The sequence below is a fragment of the Autumnicola lenta genome, assembly GCF_031846515.1.
Lineage (GTDB): Bacteria > Bacteroidota > Bacteroidia > Flavobacteriales > Flavobacteriaceae > Autumnicola > Autumnicola lenta.
Map to the genome: position 1 here is coordinate 37,853 of NZ_JAVRHO010000011.1, position 16,595 is coordinate 54,447.

General features: G+C 38.8%; 17 protein-coding genes. All 17 read left to right on the forward strand.

Annotation, left to right across the window (positions count from 1 at the left end):
* The first annotated feature begins 6 nt into the window (after positions 1-6).
* Positions 7-1,566, forward strand: a complete 1,560-nt coding sequence (gene bamH / locus RM545_RS09200) for a BamH family beta-barrel-assembly machinery protein (RefSeq protein WP_311495031.1) — start codon at positions 7-9, stop codon at positions 1,564-1,566.
* Between the two features lie 6 nt (positions 1,567-1,572).
* The gene (gene glmS / locus RM545_RS09205) at positions 1,573-3,420 is read left to right on the forward strand and encodes a glutamine--fructose-6-phosphate transaminase (isomerizing) (RefSeq protein ID WP_311495032.1); all 1,848 of its coding nucleotides are present in this window, start codon (positions 1,573-1,575) and stop codon (positions 3,418-3,420) included.
* Between the two features lie 257 nt (positions 3,421-3,677).
* Positions 3,678-5,189 (forward strand): F0F1 ATP synthase subunit beta, encoded by a 1,512-nt coding sequence (gene atpD, locus RM545_RS09210; RefSeq protein ID WP_311495033.1) that lies wholly within the window; start codon positions 3,678-3,680, stop codon positions 5,187-5,189.
* Between the two features lie 111 nt (positions 5,190-5,300).
* A complete protein-coding gene (locus RM545_RS09215; RefSeq protein ID WP_311495034.1) occupies positions 5,301-5,588 on the forward strand; it encodes a hypothetical protein in 288 nt (95 codons plus the stop codon).
* 662 nt (positions 5,589-6,250) lie between these two features.
* Positions 6,251-8,560, forward strand: a complete 2,310-nt coding sequence (locus tag RM545_RS09220) for a putative monovalent cation/H+ antiporter subunit A (protein WP_311495035.1) — start codon at positions 6,251-6,253, stop codon at positions 8,558-8,560.
* A 33-nt stretch (positions 8,561-8,593) separates the two neighbouring features.
* Positions 8,594-9,007, forward strand: coding sequence for a Na+/H+ antiporter subunit B (locus tag RM545_RS09225; RefSeq protein ID WP_311495036.1), 414 nt, complete (start codon positions 8,594-8,596; stop codon positions 9,005-9,007).
* Positions 9,008-9,361 (forward strand): Na+/H+ antiporter subunit C, encoded by a 354-nt coding sequence (locus RM545_RS09230; RefSeq protein WP_311495037.1) that lies wholly within the window; start codon positions 9,008-9,010, stop codon positions 9,359-9,361.
* Positions 9,358-10,887 (forward strand): proton-conducting transporter transmembrane domain-containing protein, encoded by a 1,530-nt coding sequence (locus RM545_RS09235; RefSeq protein ID WP_311495038.1) that lies wholly within the window; start codon positions 9,358-9,360, stop codon positions 10,885-10,887. Before RM545_RS09230 ends, RM545_RS09235 begins: the two co-directional genes overlap by 4 nt.
* The gene (locus RM545_RS09240) at positions 10,884-11,360 is read left to right on the forward strand and encodes a Na+/H+ antiporter subunit E (protein ID WP_311495039.1); all 477 of its coding nucleotides are present in this window, start codon (positions 10,884-10,886) and stop codon (positions 11,358-11,360) included. Before RM545_RS09235 ends, RM545_RS09240 begins: the two co-directional genes overlap by 4 nt.
* Positions 11,357-11,629 carry a monovalent cation/H+ antiporter complex subunit F gene (locus RM545_RS09245; RefSeq protein ID WP_311495040.1) on the forward strand — a complete coding sequence of 91 codons (273 nt, stop codon included), beginning with the start codon at positions 11,357-11,359 and terminating at the stop codon, positions 11,627-11,629. The genes RM545_RS09240 and RM545_RS09245 overlap by 4 nt, the downstream gene beginning before the upstream one ends.
* Positions 11,626-12,036 carry a monovalent cation/H(+) antiporter subunit G gene (mnhG, locus tag RM545_RS09250; protein WP_311495041.1) on the forward strand — a complete coding sequence of 137 codons (411 nt, stop codon included), beginning with the start codon at positions 11,626-11,628 and terminating at the stop codon, positions 12,034-12,036. Before RM545_RS09245 ends, mnhG begins: the two co-directional genes overlap by 4 nt.
* A 149-nt stretch (positions 12,037-12,185) precedes the next feature.
* On the forward strand, positions 12,186-13,331 hold the full coding sequence (locus RM545_RS09255) for an aminotransferase class I/II-fold pyridoxal phosphate-dependent enzyme (protein WP_311495042.1): 1,146 nt from the start codon (positions 12,186-12,188) through the stop codon (positions 13,329-13,331).
* Complete coding sequence (gene bioD, locus RM545_RS09260) at positions 13,328-13,942, forward strand: dethiobiotin synthase (protein ID WP_311495043.1); 615 nt, start codon at positions 13,328-13,330, stop codon at positions 13,940-13,942. The genes RM545_RS09255 and bioD overlap by 4 nt, the downstream gene beginning before the upstream one ends.
* 107 nt (positions 13,943-14,049) lie before the next feature.
* A complete protein-coding gene (locus RM545_RS09265; protein WP_311495044.1) occupies positions 14,050-14,280 on the forward strand; it encodes a hypothetical protein in 231 nt (76 codons plus the stop codon).
* A gap of 3 nt (positions 14,281-14,283) precedes the next feature.
* Positions 14,284-14,553, forward strand: coding sequence for a type II toxin-antitoxin system RelE/ParE family toxin (locus RM545_RS09270; protein WP_311495045.1), 270 nt, complete (start codon positions 14,284-14,286; stop codon positions 14,551-14,553).
* A 65-nt stretch (positions 14,554-14,618) separates the two neighbouring features.
* Positions 14,619-15,920: an adenosylmethionine--8-amino-7-oxononanoate transaminase gene (bioA, locus tag RM545_RS09275; protein WP_311495046.1), complete on the forward strand. Its 1,302-nt coding sequence runs from the start codon at positions 14,619-14,621 to the stop codon at positions 15,918-15,920.
* Positions 15,921-16,000: 80 nt separating this feature from the next.
* Positions 16,001-16,588: an SET domain-containing protein gene (locus tag RM545_RS09280; RefSeq protein ID WP_311495047.1), complete on the forward strand. Its 588-nt coding sequence runs from the start codon at positions 16,001-16,003 to the stop codon at positions 16,586-16,588.
* Positions 16,589-16,595 lie beyond the last annotated feature (7 nt).

Genomic DNA, 16,595 nt, shown 5'->3' on the forward strand with positions numbered 1-16,595 from the left:
CAGCGAATGAATTTTGATAGAGTGACTTTAAAAATAGCAACAGCCTTTGTTGTTATTTTTTCTTTTGTAGCCTGCGATGAGGACTATAGTGAAATCGGGGGTGAAGTAATCGGGAATCCAACAGATGTTGATCTGCGCGAAATAGACGTTACCGCCTGGTCGGAAAAGATAGAATCTGTTCAAACCAATAATTTACCAACACATCTTTTAGGTGCATATAACCATCCTGTATATGGTTTGACTGAAGCAAGTATTTTAACTCAGGTCTCCCTTTCTGGTGGAAATCCGACTTTTGGCGGTGAGCCGGTATTGGACAGTGTGGTGCTTAAAATGCCATTTTTCAGTAATATTGTAGAAGGTAGTGAAGGTAGTGACGGAGAATATGAGCTGGATTCTATTTATGGAAATTCTCCTTTCAAAATTTCTGTTTTTGAATCTGGATATTACCTGAATGATCTGGATCCTGCAAGTAATTTTGAACAAAGACAGAAATATTATTCAGATCAGCAGGAGTTATTTGAGCAGTATATAGAGGGAGATACATTGTACAAAAATGACAATTATCGTCCTTCAGCCCAAAAAATAGTTTCTTATGAGCCTGCTGCTACTGGAGTGTCTGATACAGTGGTTTCTTCCCCTGCTTTGAGGGTGAAACTGCCGGTTGAATTTTTTCAGCAAAAAATACTTGATAAAGAGGGGGATTCTGAACTTGCGAATAACGATAATTTCAGAAATTATCTTCGTGGTCTTTTTATAAAAGCTGAAGCTGTCAATAACGACGGTAGTATTGTGTTGCTTAATCTTGCACCTCAAAGTGGTGCTGGGATCACCCTTTACTATAAATACGACACTACTGATGAGGAGGGGGAATCGACAAGAGCAAGGCGAAGCTTTAAGCTGAATTTTGGAAGTAATGTTGTAAATACTTTTGAGGGAGAATATCCAGATGAAGTTATTCAGGATATACAGAACTCAGGGTCAGAAACTGGAGCCGGGAACCTTTATTTAAAAGGAGGGGAAGGTAGTATGGCAATTATCGAACTCTTTTCTAATGCTGCTGAACTTGAAGAATTAAAACAAAACAATTGGCTGGTTAATGAGGCAAATCTCAGTTTTTATGTCAATCAGGATTTGGCTGAAGGCGTAAATGAGCCGGAGCGGATTTATTTGTACGATCTGGATAATAACAGGACTCTTTTGGATTATACTTATGATACAGGAACAGATCAGCGTGATCCTTTAAATTCTTTAACAACTCATTCTTCACGTCTGCAAAAAGATGAAGAAGGTAACGGAGTAAGATATACACTGCGTATAACCCAGCATGTAAATAATCTCCTTAATAAGGATTCTACCAATGTACGCCTGGGACTGGTAGTTACACCAAATATAAATATTACAGCAAACGCTGCGGTGAAAGGTTTTGAAAACGATAACCCAAATATAAATAAAGTGCCATTGGCTTCAGTTTTGACTCCGCTTGGAACGGTCCTACACGGAAATAGGTCTGAAGATGAAGAAAAGAGACTGAAATTAAGAATTTATTATACTGAAACAAACGATTAAGAAATTATGTGTGGAATTGTTGGTTATATTGGCCACCGGGATGCTTATCCCATAGTTTTAAAAGGACTTCAGAGATTGGAATACCGCGGGTATGATAGTGCAGGAATTGCTCTGTTTGATGAAGGGGAACTTAAACTTTGTAAAACAAAGGGAAAAGTTTCAGACCTTAAAGAGAAGATGGAGAATTCTCTGGAATTATCTGGAAATGTTGGTATTGGTCATACACGCTGGGCTACTCATGGTGAGCCAAATGATGTAAATTCCCATCCACATTATTCAAATTCCGGAGATCTTGTAATTATCCATAACGGAATTATAGAAAATTACGATTCACTAAAAAAAGAGCTTAAAACACGTGGCTATACCTTTCAGAGTGAAACAGATACCGAGGTTCTTGTTAATCTTATCGAAGATGTAAAGCAAAAAGAAGGTGTGAAGCTGGGGAAAGCAGTGCAGATTGCGCTGAATCAGACCATTGGTGCCTATGCAATTGCGGTTTTTGATAGAAATAAACCAGATGAAATAGTTGTAGCAAGACTGGGTAGTCCCCTTGCGATAGGTGTTGGTGAAGACGAATTTTTTGTAGCGTCTGATGCTTCTCCTTTTATAGAATTTACTAATAACGCAATCTACCTGGAAGACGGTGAAATGGCTGTTGTTCGTCTTCATAAAGGGGTGAAAATTAGAAATATTAAAGATGATGCGCTTGTAGATCCCTATGTTCATGAACTTCAGATGAACCTGGAGCAAATAGAAAAAGGAGGTTACGACCATTTTATGCTGAAGGAGATATATGAGCAGCCAAGTGCCATAAGCGATACTTATCGTGGCAGGATGTTGCCAGATCAGGGTTTAATCCGAATGGCGGGTGTAGATGATAATATTGAACGTATAGCACATGCACGAAGAATTCTTATTGTAGCCTGCGGAACGTCCTGGCATGCAGGCCTTGTTGCAGAATATATATTTGAAGACCTGGCGAGGATACCTGTAGAGGTGGAATATGCATCAGAATTCAGGTACAGAAATCCAATTATTTCCGAAAATGACGTGGTTATTGCTATTTCCCAGAGTGGGGAAACTGCAGATACTATGGCGGCAATAAAATTGGCTAAAGAAAAAGGAGCTTTTGTTTTTGGAGTTTGTAATGTCGTTGGATCTTCTATTTCTCGCGAAACTCACGCAGGTGCTTATACCCATGCCGGTCCCGAAATTGGTGTGGCTTCAACAAAAGCTTTCACCACACAAATTACCGTTTTAACTTTAATGGCCTTAAAGCTTGCAAAACACAAAGGGACAATCTCCAATTCAGATTTTCGTTTTCATTTGCAGGAGCTGGAAAGAATTCCGGAGAAAGTAAAAGAAGCGCTTAATTCTGACGAGCACATTCGTGGAATTGCAGATATCTATAAAAATGCAACTAACTGTCTTTACCTGGGAAGAGGGTTTAATTTTCCCGTAGCGTTGGAAGGAGCTTTAAAGCTTAAAGAGATATCTTATATTCATGCTGAAGGGTATCCTGCGGCAGAGATGAAGCACGGTCCTATTGCTCTTATTGATGAGCAAATGCCGGTTGTGGTAATTGCTACTAAAAGAGGACATTACGAGAAAGTAGTAAGTAATATCCAGGAGATCAAATCCCGAAAAGGAAAAATTATAGCTGTGGTTACAGATGGCGATACCGAAGTTCGTGAACTTGCAGATCACGTAATAGAAGTACCGGAGACTATGGAGTCGCTTACGCCGCTTCTTACTACAATTCCCTTGCAATTGCTATCTTACCACATAGCAGTAATGCTTGGAAAGAATGTAGATCAACCAAGGAATCTGGCTAAATCTGTTACTGTAGAGTAAAAATAAATCTTAAATCATTGAAAATCCGTTTCTGAAGTCTTCAGAAATGGATTTTTTTGTTGAAGTAACTCTTTTTTTCTTTTCGCGTATCCAGGTATACAAATGAGTTAAAAACTTCTTTAGCGCGTTATATGAATTTATAAAGAAAAAACTATCTTTGCACCCTGAAATTTACCTCTTTCAGGTTTAGGGAATTATTAATCAGGCCTGTAGGTTTTTTCATATTTTAAAATATTAAAACAATAAAGAATTAGATAATGTCTAAAGTCACAGGTAAAGTTGCTCAAATTATTGGTCCTGTAGTTGATGTTGCGTTCGACTCAGAAAACGCTGAACTGCCAAGGATTTATGATTCTTTGGAAATTACAAGAAAAGACGGTTCCATTCTGGTACTGGAAGTTCAATCTCACATTGGGGAAGATACTGTAAGGACTGTTTCAATGGATTCTACCGATGGATTGAGTAGAGGAGTGGAAGTAGTTGCCACAGGATCAGCAATTCAAATGCCGGTTGGTAAGGATGTTTATGGCCGTTTATTCAATGTAATTGGAGATGCCATAGATGGTCTTGGAAACTTGCCAAAAGCAGGAAAAGACGGACTTCCAATTCACCGTGAAGCACCAAAATTTGAAGATTTATCTGTTTCGACTGAAGTTTTATTTACAGGTATAAAAGTGATAGACCTAATTGAACCTTATTCAAAAGGTGGTAAGATTGGTCTCTTTGGAGGTGCCGGTGTAGGTAAAACAGTACTTATTCAGGAACTTATTAATAACATTGCAAAAGGTCACGGCGGACTTTCTGTATTCGCAGGAGTTGGGGAAAGAACGAGAGAAGGAAACGACCTTTTACGGGAGATGCTTGAATCTGGTATTATCAAATACGGAGAAGATTTTATGCACTCTATGGAAGAAGGAGGATGGGATCTTCAAAAGGTGGATAAAGCCGCGATGAAGGATTCTAAAGCAACTTTCGTATTTGGACAAATGAATGAGCCACCGGGAGCACGTGCGCGAGTAGCACTTTCCGGATTAACAATAGCAGAATATTTTCGTGATGGAGCAGGGGAAGGACAGGGTAAAGATGTTTTATTCTTCGTAGATAACATTTTCCGTTTTACACAGGCGGGATCAGAGGTGTCTGCACTTCTTGGACGTATGCCTTCTGCGGTAGGTTATCAGCCAACTTTGGCAACAGAGATGGGTGCGATGCAGGAACGTATTACTTCAACTAAAAACGGATCTATTACATCTGTACAGGCGGTTTACGTACCTGCGGATGACCTTACTGACCCGGCGCCGGCAACGACCTTTGCCCACCTGGATGCAACTACGGTACTTTCGAGAAAAATTGCTGAACTTGGTATTTATCCTGCGGTAGATCCTTTGGATTCTACATCAAGAATTCTTACTCCCGATATTTTGGGAGCCGATCACTACAACTGTGCACAAAGGGTAAAAGAGCTTTTACAGCGTTACAAAGAGTTGCAGGATATTATTGCTATTCTTGGGATGGAAGAACTTTCTGAAGAAGATAAGCAGGCAGTATCACGTGCAAGAAGGGTGCAGCGTTTCCTTTCACAGCCTTTCCATGTAGCAGAACAGTTTACAGGATTAAAAGGAGTGCTAGTGGATATTAAAGAAACTATTAAAGGTTTTAATATGATTATGGATGGTGAGCTGGATCATCTTCCTGAGGCAGCTTTTAACCTTAAAGGTACTATTGAAGAGGCTATCGAAGCAGGAGAGAAAATGCTTGCTGAAGCATAATAGGTTGTACCGAAGCTAAAATAAGTTAATAAGATTCTCCCCTTTTTTAAGGGGAGATGCCCGCAGGGCAGAGGGGTCAGATCTTTACTCCCATTTTTAATAATAGCAATTATGTATTTAGAAATAGTTACTCCTGAAGCAGTTGTTTTTAGTGCTGAAGTGGAAGCGGTAAAAGTCCCTGGTCACGACGGTGAATTTCAAATGCTGAACAATCACGCGCCTATCGTTTCAACTCTTACAAAAGGAGAAGTGAAAATAAATCTTGTCGCCGGTACTTCACCGGAAAAGTTGCATAAGACTATTCGAAAGTCATCTTCAGACGCAAAAGAACTTTTCTATGAAATAGATGGAGGTGTTTTGGAATTAAAAGATAATAAAGCAATTATTTTAGCCGATTAAGGTTTAATAAGCTTAATAGTAAAAACCCTGTTGTAGTGTACAACAGGGTTTTGTTTTTCAATTCTTAAACGAATTGAGGTGCGAAAATTGCCATTTTATACCCTCACCTGGATCTAATTGGCTTAGGTGAAAAATCTTGTGGCTTTTCGTCTATTTTTGATTCTTTTTTGAATTCTTTATATTGAAGCCTCCACGTTTCTGCAATTTTTGCTCAAAAATTAAGTTCCTAAAATGGAGATTGCTATTTTTAGTGCTTTTTGTGAGCTAAAACCGTTACTTTCTGCTTCTGGAATAATAACGCTGCCATTGGATTTGGTTGTATGTCTAAAATGGCAATTATTAAATACTATTTTAGGTAGTTAGCTGCTCCTGCACATCTGAAGAATTGACCGGCTGCAACTTCATTAATATGTAGTAAAAGTCATAGAATTAAGTATAAATCGACATTATATTTGCTTTTCACGATGGATAACCGCTAGATAATAGATTTGATTTGTTGAATTTAACGGTTTTTAAGAAAGCCAGTGATAAAAAATCAAAAGAAAAGAAGATATTTTGCCATCTATATAATGCATATTTTTAGAGGATGAAGTACTTCCAGAAAATGGAAAAACTTAAATAATACTGCTATATTTGTCTGAACACGGAATTTTTTTGAAAATATGCTAACAGCAATACTCTTAGGATTTTTATTTGCTCTTTTTCTGGTTTTTTCAGGAAAATTATTTAAAGGAAAATTTTCTGTTCTTGCCTCGCTGGTTCCGCTCGGTTTATTTGCTTATTTCTGCAGCTTTATACCCCTAATTTCGAACGGTGAAGTAGTCAGAAAGTCATATGAATGGGTGCCATCGTTTGGTGTAAACTTTAGTTTTACACTGGATGGGCTTTCATTGCTATTCTCATTAATGATTACGGGAATTGGGTTTCTCGTGTTTGCCTATACTTCAGCTTACCTTAAGAATCACGAATATCTGGATAGATTTTACGGCTATTTAAGTGCTTTCATGGGCGCCATGCTGGGGCTGGTGCTTTCAGACAATGTTATTTCATTATTTACTTTTTGGGAGCTAACTAGTATAAGTTCCTTTTTCCTGATTGGTTTTAATAACACCAATCCGGCATCACGAAAATCAGCATTAACAGCATTGGGAATTACTGGAATTGGTGGTTTGTTCCTGCTGCTGGCCGGTCTTGTCTTGGGGAATATTTCAGGAACATATTCCATTTCTGAAATGCTGTCCATGAAGGAGGCTATATCGGGACATGAATATTATGCTCTTGCCGTAATTTTTATTTTTGTTGCAGCTTTTACAAAATCGGCACAGTTTCCTTTTCATTTTTGGCTTCCGGGAGCGATGAAGGCTCCCACGCCAGTATCTACCTACCTGCATTCTGCGACTATGGTAAAGGCGGGAATTTACCTTTTAATGAGATTTACTCCGGTTTTGGGAGATCAGGAAATTTGGAATACCACGCTTATTATAGTGGGAGCTGTAACCATGGTATATTCTGCTATACATACACTTTTTAGAACAGATTTAAAAGGTATACTGGCTTACTCCACCATTTCAGCATTAGGAATACTTGTATTTCTTGTAGGTATGGGAACCCGAGATACACTGTTGGCTGCAGCGGTTTTTATTATTGTTCACGCACTATACAAGGCTACTTTATTTCTTGTAACAGGTATAATCGATCATGAAACTGGGACAAGGGATGTAACTGCCCTGTCTGGGCTACGGAAGGTGCTAATGCCGGTAGCTATTGCCGGATTCCTGGCAGCTGTCTCCAGTGCGGGAATTCCGCCAAGTATTGGTTTTTTAGGAAAAGAACTTACATATGAAGGTACTCTTCATTCTATAACGTTTAATTACATCTTAATTGGTGCTATTGTATTAACTAAAATTTTACTCTTTTATGCAGGTTTTGTTGCAGGGCTTAAACCCTTTACGGGAAAACTTCCGGAACGATTTTCCAGCCTGCATATGCCAAGCCCCTTAATGTGGGTACCACCGGTATTTCTGTCTGTTTTGGGAATGGCTTTCGGAATTTTTCCTGCACTTATCCAGGATTCCATCATAAAACCGGCAGTGACTGCTTTGGGGGCTAACGCCGGGGATGTTCATCTTGCGCTCTGGCATGGCTTCAATACAGCATTTATCCTGAGCCTGGTGACCATCGTGGTGGGAGCGATTATGTATTTTGTACTAAAACCTTCAGCTAAACTTGAGTCCTTTATTGGCAAATTTGAAACTTTTTCCCCAAAAAGTATTCTGGAAAAGCTTAGCGGAATCTTTGTGCTTTTTTCAGGATACTGGACCAGAATTTTTCAAAATGGTTATTTGCGTAACTACGTTTCTACCATTATTTTTTTCCTTGTAGTTTTGGTTGGTTACACAATGATAGGAAATACTGAGCTCAAGCTGGACTACGCGTCTCTTTCAGAAATTACCATTTATGAAATGGCCATTGCTATACTTCTTATTTGCGGTGTTATCTATACGGTTTTTACAAAATCCCGGCTAGCGGCTGTAGCTGCGATGGGAGTGGTAGGATTGGCGATCTGCCTTATATTTGTTTTTTACAGTGCGCCAGATCTCGCCATGACCCAATTTTCTATTGATACTTTAACGGTCATCCTGTTTGTATTGGTGCTCTACAAGTTGCCGAGATACCTGGAGTTGGCAGATTATAAAACTAGACTTAAAGATGGCTTGCTATCTCTTGCGTTTGGTGCTATAGTAGCAATTTTAGCTCTGGAAGTATTGTCTGAACCTGTTAATAATGAGATTGGAGACTTCTATGCAAAGAATGCCTACATTATGGCACATGGGAAAAACGTGGTAAATGTGATTCTGGTGGATTTTAGGGGATCTGATACTATGGTAGAAATTTCGGTACTGGCTATTGCTGCGATTGGGGTATTTGGTTTATTGAAATTGCGTTTAAAAAGCTCAGATCGTATTAAGTAAATTACATAGAATAGCTATTTCAAAATTTAAAGAATGAAAACTGTAATATTAAGAACAGCATCAAATTATCTTTTACCGATATTACTGCTGTTTTCTATTTTTATACTATTGAGAGGGCATTATCTTCCGGGAGGTGGTTTTGTGGGTGGTCTAATAGCTGCAATCGCTTTCGTACTTCACTCTTTTGCCAACGGATTAAAAAACACTAAAGACCTTCTAAGAATTCATCCGGGTTTCCTTATGCCGGTTGGTCTTGGATTATCATTTTTAAGTGGAATGTCGCCGGTTCTTTTTGCAGATATGCCGTTTATGACCGGTCTCTGGATGGAAGGACATGTTCCTGTTCTGGGGTCTATTGGTTCTGCTTTATTCTTTGATATAGGGGTCTACCTGGTAGTTGTGGGTGTTACACTTACAATAATTTTTACAATATCAGAATCTGCATAAATGGAAATACTTTTAGCAATAATGATAGGGGTACTTTACGCTTCAGGAATTTACATGATCCTGCGCCGTAGCCTGGTAAAACTTATCATTGGAATAATACTTTTTGGAAATGGGGCTAACCTGCTTATTTTTCTTTTGGGGAGAATTACCAAAGGAGCACCACCAATAATTCCTGGCGAGTCCGAGGTATTTTTGGAAGCCTATGCAGATCCTGTGCCCCAGGCATTAATATTAACCGCGATTGTTATAAGCTTTGGTCTTCAATCCTTTGCCATCATCCTGGTAAGGAGGGCGCACAAAGTGGTTAAAACCGATGATTTAGATGAAATGAACGCAACCGACGAAGATTCATGACACAACAATTAATTATATATCCTTTATTTCTACAAATTCTGCTTGCGATTTTGCTGATGTTCTTTTGGAACAGGATTAATTCTCAGCGAATCATTAGTATTTTGGGGAGTACAGTAAATCTGGGAATTTCCATTTGGTTGTTTACTGCAATTTGGGAACATGGAACTACCACTGTACAGGCGGGAAACTGGGAAGCTCCGTTCGGAATCACCTTTGTCGCCGATATGTTTTCGGCTACACTCGTACTTTTAACCGCTATTTCAGGATTAGCAGTCTCCATCTTTTCTTCGGGCTCCATTATACCGGACAGGTTACGCTTTGGGTATTTCCCCATTTTCCACTTTTTATTATTGGGATTAAATGGCGCATTCTTAACCGGAGATATATTTAACCTGTATGTATGGTTTGAAATTATAATTATCAGCTCATTTGTGCTAATAACTATCGGGGGAGAGAAGGCACAGCTGGAAGGCGCTGTGAAGTATTTTACCATGAACATTATTGCTTCGATGATTTTCCTTACTGCCATTGCTGTGCTATACGGTTTAACCGGAAGCCTTAATATGGCAGATCTTGCAGGTAAGGTTGCTGCAATAGAAAATCGCGGTCTGGTAGAAGTTACTGCAATCTTGTTTCTCATAGGCTTCGGAATAAAAGCGGCGGTTTTTCCATTGTATTTCTGGTTACCGGCGTCATACCATACTCCTCCTTCTGCAGTTTCAGCTATTTTTGGCGGATTACTTACAAAAGTAGGTGTATATGCATTAATCCGTGTTTTTACACTCATTTTTGTAGGAGATGCATTTCTTGATCAGATCCTTATGGGAATAGCTATTCTTACGCTTTTTAGCGGAGGTGTTGGAGCGCTTGTACAGAATAACGTCCGGAAAGTTTTTTCTTATCTTATAATTTGCCATATTGGATATATGATTGTAGGGCTTGGGATGTTTACTGAAGTAGCTATAGCCGGAACAATTTTTTATCTTATCCATGACATCGTGGTAAAGACCAATTTATTTATGCTAAGCGGCCTGATCTATAAAATTAAAGGATCTAATAGTATGCGGGTTTTGGGAGGATTTTATGGGAAATATCCAAAATTGAGTTTGCTCATCTTCATTCCGCTGTTTTCACTTGTAGGTATACCACCACTATCGGGATTCTGGCCTAAAATTTCCCTTATTAATGCCGGCTTTACCACTGGAAGCTATTGGACTATTGGAGCTATAATTTTTGCAAGTTTTATTACTTTGGTAATTATCGCGAAACTTTGGGCAGAGGTTTTTTGGAAAACACCCGAAGATCGGCCGCGACATGCCAGCTTCGAATACTTTAGCGATATAAGTAAAATAAGGAAAATTCAGTTTATAGGTCCAATCGTGTTCCTTAGCCTGGTTTCTCTGTATATTGGTTTTGGAGCAGAACACATACAGTTGCTTTCTTCAAGAATTGCAGAAGAATTGATAAATAACGATCAATATATAGATGCTGTCCTTAATAATGGTTCTCAAATGCTTGAAAAATGAAAAACCGGTTTGTATCTAACTTATTGCTTAGCCTTGTATGGATTGCCTTAACCGGAACTTTTACTGTGGCCAATCACGTGTTTGGATTTATTCTTAGCTTTATCATTCTAAGAGTAATAACAAAAGGATCCGGCACTGGAAGATATTTCACTATTGTTCCTAAGATTATAATTTTTATGTTTTATTTCCTGTACGAGTTAATTAAAGCGAACCTGCAGGTAGCATACGAGGTAATTACCCCTAACTTTCAAATGAAGCCCGGAATAGTTAAAATTCCGCTGGATGTCAAATCTAATATAGGAATAACACTTCTGGCGAATTTAATATCACTTACTCCGGGAACTTTGAGCCTGGACGTTTCCAATGATCGTAAGGTTTTGTATGTACATGCCATGTATGTAACAGACCGGGAGGAGTTTATAGCCAGCATAAAAAATGGTTTTGAAAAGCGCATACTTGAAATTTTGACATGACATTAGAAGACTATCTATATTATATAATTTTACCCATCTTAATGTTGGCGATAATCCTTATTTTTTATCGTTTCCTTAAAGGTCCCAGTATTGCAGATAAAATTATTGCACTGGATCTTCTAATTACAACCGGGATAGGCGTAATAAGCATTTATACCATAGTTACCACCAAATCTACATTGCTGGATGTAGCCATGATACTTGCATTAATTGCCTTTTTAAGTACAGTCGCATTGTCTTATTATTTGGAAAAAAGAAATAGAAAATGACATCAACCATAGTCGCAATACTGGCCACCCTTGGTGCCCTGTTCGTCCTTTTGGCCGCAGTGGGCATAGTAAGAATGCCAGATACGTATTTACGTATTTCTGTAACAACAAAAGCCGCCACCTTGGGGGTAGGTTTATTGTTGCTGGCTGTAGCTATTTATTTTCAGGAGCTTTCCACTACCACAAGAGCTATGATTATCTTGGTGTTTTTATTTATGACCGCTCCCGTGAGTGCCCATTTAATAGGAAGAGCATCCTATTTTATTGGAATAAGACTATGGAAAAATTCTGTAATGGACGACTTAGAAGGCAAATATCAGAGAAATTCCCACGTTCTTAAAAGTGAAACAGACGATACTCCAGAAGATAATGTGCGTCATCGTGATAATGAGGATGATTTTCTTTAAGCAATTATTTCCTCTCCTTATTAAAAGTATTGTTTGCTAAATATTGAAGCCACAGAGCCTGCAATTGTAGAGCGCGATCATTCCTGTTCTCTATGCAAATTCCTGCCATTTTGTAGTTACAAACTTTCCTGAAGTTGTAATTTTGTTTTATGTCTGGTTACCCAAAAAATTTAGAAAGAAGACTTGAGAATAGAAAGAAGGACAAAGCCTTTCGTGCTTTGGGTGAAGAGAATAATGTTATCGATTTTTCTTCAAACGATTACCTCGGATTCTCTTCTTCTGAAAAAATTTTTGATGCTGCGGAAGAAATTCTGAACGATCATAATCTTCGGAAAAACGGGGCTACAGGGTCAAGGCTATTGTCTGGAAATCACAAATTATATGCTGTTGCTGAAGATTATCTGAAGAATTTCCATAATACTGAAGCTGCACTTATTTTCAATTCTGGATATGATGCCAATATTGGCCTTTTTTCATCAGTGCCTCAGCGGGGAGATTTTGTATTTTATGATGAGCTTGTGCATGCTTCCATTCGCGATGGGATAAAAATGAGCAATGCCAAATCTTACAGTTTTCGGCATAATGACCTGGAAGATCTTAAAAAGAAAATCAGCAGGCTTAAAATGGCAAATTCTGATGTTTTTGTAGTTACTGAATCTGTTTTTTCTATGGATGGCGATATTCCGGACTTAAAATCGCTTGCGAATTATGCTTCAGAAAATAATTTCTTCCTGATTGTAGATGAAGCGCATGCTACAGGTGTTTTTGGGCAAAAAGGAGAAGATATGGTTCAGGAATTGGGGCTGGAGGAAGAAGTTTTTGCCCGGATAGTTACTTTTGGAAAAGGAATGGGCTGTCATGGCGCTGCAATTTTAGGTAGTGATATGCTGAAGGATTATCTTATCAATTTTTCCCGGAGTTTTATTTTTACCACGGCTTTGCCGCCGCATGCTGTAGCCACTATTTTAAGCGCCTATCAAAATTTGGCAATTATCGGCCTGCAGAATCTTCAGCGGTTAAAAAGTAATATTGAATATTTTAAGGATCAGCTGAAAACTCAAGGTCTGGATTCACGTTTTATTGCCAGCGATTCAGCAATTCAGTGTTGTATCATACCGGGTAATACAGAAGTTAAATCTGCTGCTGAAAATCTTCAGAAGAACGGATTTTCAGTAAAACCAATTTTATCACCAACCGTCCCCAAAGGAAAGGAAAGATTACGATTTTGCCTGCATTCTTTTAATTCCGAAGAAGAGATTCAAAAAGTTTTAAAATCACTTTCAGAAATAATATGAAACATAAATATTTTGTTACCGGAATTGGAACCGAGGTAGGTAAAACCATTGCTTCAGCGATTGTGACCGAAGCTTTGGAAGCTGATTACTGGAAACCAATACAAGCGGGAGATCTGGAAAATTCCGATACCCATAAAGTTGAAAAACTAATCAGCAACGCCAAAACTGAATTTCATCCAAATTCCTTTGAACTTAAGACGCCAATGAGTCCGCATGCTGCGGCAGCAATTGATAAGGTTAAAATCACTTCAGAAAAAATTAACGAGCCGCGAACTGACAATCACCTGGTAATTGAAGGTGCCGGCGGCCTTCTGGTGCCTATCAACGGTCATCAAACCATTGCAGACCTTATTAAATCCGATTACAGAATAATACTGGTTTCCCGCCATTATCTTGGAAGTATTAATCACACACTTTTAAGCCTGGAGCTTCTTAAAAGCCGCGGACTTGAATGCTTCGGAATAATTTTTAGCGGAGAAGAGCATCCAACTTCCGAAGAAATTATACAGAAGATGGGAAAGGTGCCGATAATTGGAAGAATTGAGCAGGAACCTTATTTTGACCGGAATGTAGTAAAGGAGTATGCGGAAAGTTTTAGATGTAAATTGTAGAGTTTTACCGATAGACCCCACAGGTTTTTAAAACCTGCGGGGTCTGAAAAAATGAGAGCCGGAATAAAAACATATTTTATAACTTTGATATATATAAAGTATATATCATGGAGAAGGTTAGAAAACTTATAGATCTTGAGGAAGATGTGCTCATTATTTTGGAGCAGGAAGCGAAAAAACAGAAACGTTCTTTAAAAAATCTGTTAGAATACATTATTGAGGAAACTGCGCGAAAGCTGGAATCGCCTTCTGCAGAATATCAAGCCATGATGGACGATATGCTGCAGCGTCTGGAAAAAGATGAAGTGAATTTTAGTCCTATGAGGAAATTAAAATGAAATATGACTTATAAGGTCTTTATTTCCAAAGAAGCCGAAATAGAACTTGCCACTGCAGAATATTATTTTAAAGCGAGAAATCCCCACCGGGATTTTTTAAATGATTTTAACCGGCAACTTGAGTTTCTTGAAAATACACCGGAATCTTTTCAGAAAAATTATAAGGAGATAAGAATGCTAAATTTTAATCAGTTTAATTATTCTATCCATTATGTAATTTCTGGTGACAAAGTTCTGCTTCTGCGCATTTTGAATCAGCGACAAAATTTTTAAATAAAACTTTACCGAAAGACCTCACAGGTTTTTAAAACCTGGGAGGTCTCAAACCATACAAAAATATGCCAGTTTTAGACTACGAATCAAAAGAACAAAACCTTTCAGAAAGAGACAAAAAATACCTTTGGCATCCTTTAACGCAGCACAAAATTTCCCCGGAAATGCTGGCCATAGAAACAGCAAAAGGTGCAAAATTGTATGATGAAGCGGGTAAGGAATATATTGATGGCATTGCCTCCTGGTACACCTGTATGTACGGGCATTGTAACGAATATATCACTTCCCGTGTGGCGGCGCAAATGCAAAAGCTGGATCAGGTGGTTTTTAGCGGATTTACACACCGGCCCGCGGTAGAACTTTCTGAAGCCTTGATGAAAATTTTACCTGCAAATCAGCAGAAAATATTTTTCAACGATAACGGTTCTACAGCGACAGAAATTGGGATAAAAATGGCGCTGCAGTACCATCACAACCAGGGCAACGACCGCAAGGTGATGCTGGCTTTTGAAGATGGTTTTCATGGTGATACTTTTGGCGCGATGTCGGTTTCAGGGCTTTCGGTTTACAACGGTGCTTTTGTAGATCATTTTATTGAGGTGGTACGCATTCCCACGCCAGACGGCACCAATAATTCTGCAGTTATCGACAAACTAAAAAAGTTGATTTCAGAAAATAAGCTTGCCGGATTTATTTATGAGCCTTTGGTGCAGGGGGCTGCGGCCATGAAAATGCATGACGCAGAAGGTTTGGAAGAAATCCTGGACATCTGTAAACAGCATGAAATTATTTGCGTTGCAGACGAGGTAATGACCGGTTTTGGAAAGACAGGAAAATATTTTGCTTCAGATTACCTCAAGACGCAACCGGATATCGTATGTATGTCCAAAGCACTTACCGCGGGGCTTTTGCCGATGGGGCTTACTTCCTGCACCCAGGCAGTTTATGATGCGTTTTATTCAGATGAGCTTGCGAAGGGGCTTTTTCACGGTCATACGTATTCGGCTAATCCGCTCGCTTGTACCGCAGCTTTGGCGGGAATAGAATTACTTACTTCTAAAGATATTCAAAAAGATATCTCCAGAGTAATAAAGTCGCATCAGGATTTTAATGCAAGGATAAAAGATCATCCAAAAGTCACCAATACGAGGCAGCTCGGAGTGATTTACGCTTTTGATCTGGATGTGAAAATGGAGCGCTACGGAAATCTTCGGAATCAATTATTTAAACACTTTATGGACAGCGGGATCTTTCTTCGGCCTCTTGGAAATACCATTTATATTCTCGCGCCATACATTATTTCTAATGATGAATTGAACAAAATTTATACTTCTATAGAAGCAGTGCTGCAGAAATTCGGAAACTGAATTTTAACATTTTCCGTGCAAAAATTTTTAGATTCGTATTCTTTTATTCGTTTAATTTATAAGAACGAATTCTGAAAATTATGATGCACCCGGATACGGAAGTCCGTTTTATCAGCGCCGAAATCGGCTACGGCGTAGTAGCTAAAAAATTGATTCCGAAAGGAACAATAACCTGGGTGCAGGATGAGCTGGATCATGTTTACAACCCCGAAGACGTGGAGACTATGAGCTCTTTTGCGCGGGAAATGCTCGACAAATATACGTTTAGAAATAGTAAGGGAAATTTTGTTTTATGCTGGGACATTTCCAAATATGTGAACCATAGCTTTCGGTCAAACTGTCTTTCTACGGCTTACGATTTTGAAATTGCCATTCGTGATATTCAAAAAGATGAAGAGCTTACTGATGATTATGGATATTTGAATGTAACGGAAGAATTCAAGGCTAAGGATGAAGGAACTTCCCGTACAACTGTGTATCCGGACGATCTTCTTAATTTTCATGAGGACTGGGACCGGCATTTGCAGGAAGCTTTTCTACAGCTAAATAAAATTCCTCAACCCCTTAAAATTTTAATTTCTGCGGAAGTTCAGCAGGAAATAAAGCAGGTGTTGGATGGGGAAAGGAAAATGAAATCTATACTGAACTGTTATTATTCAGAAAAGTAGCATTTCC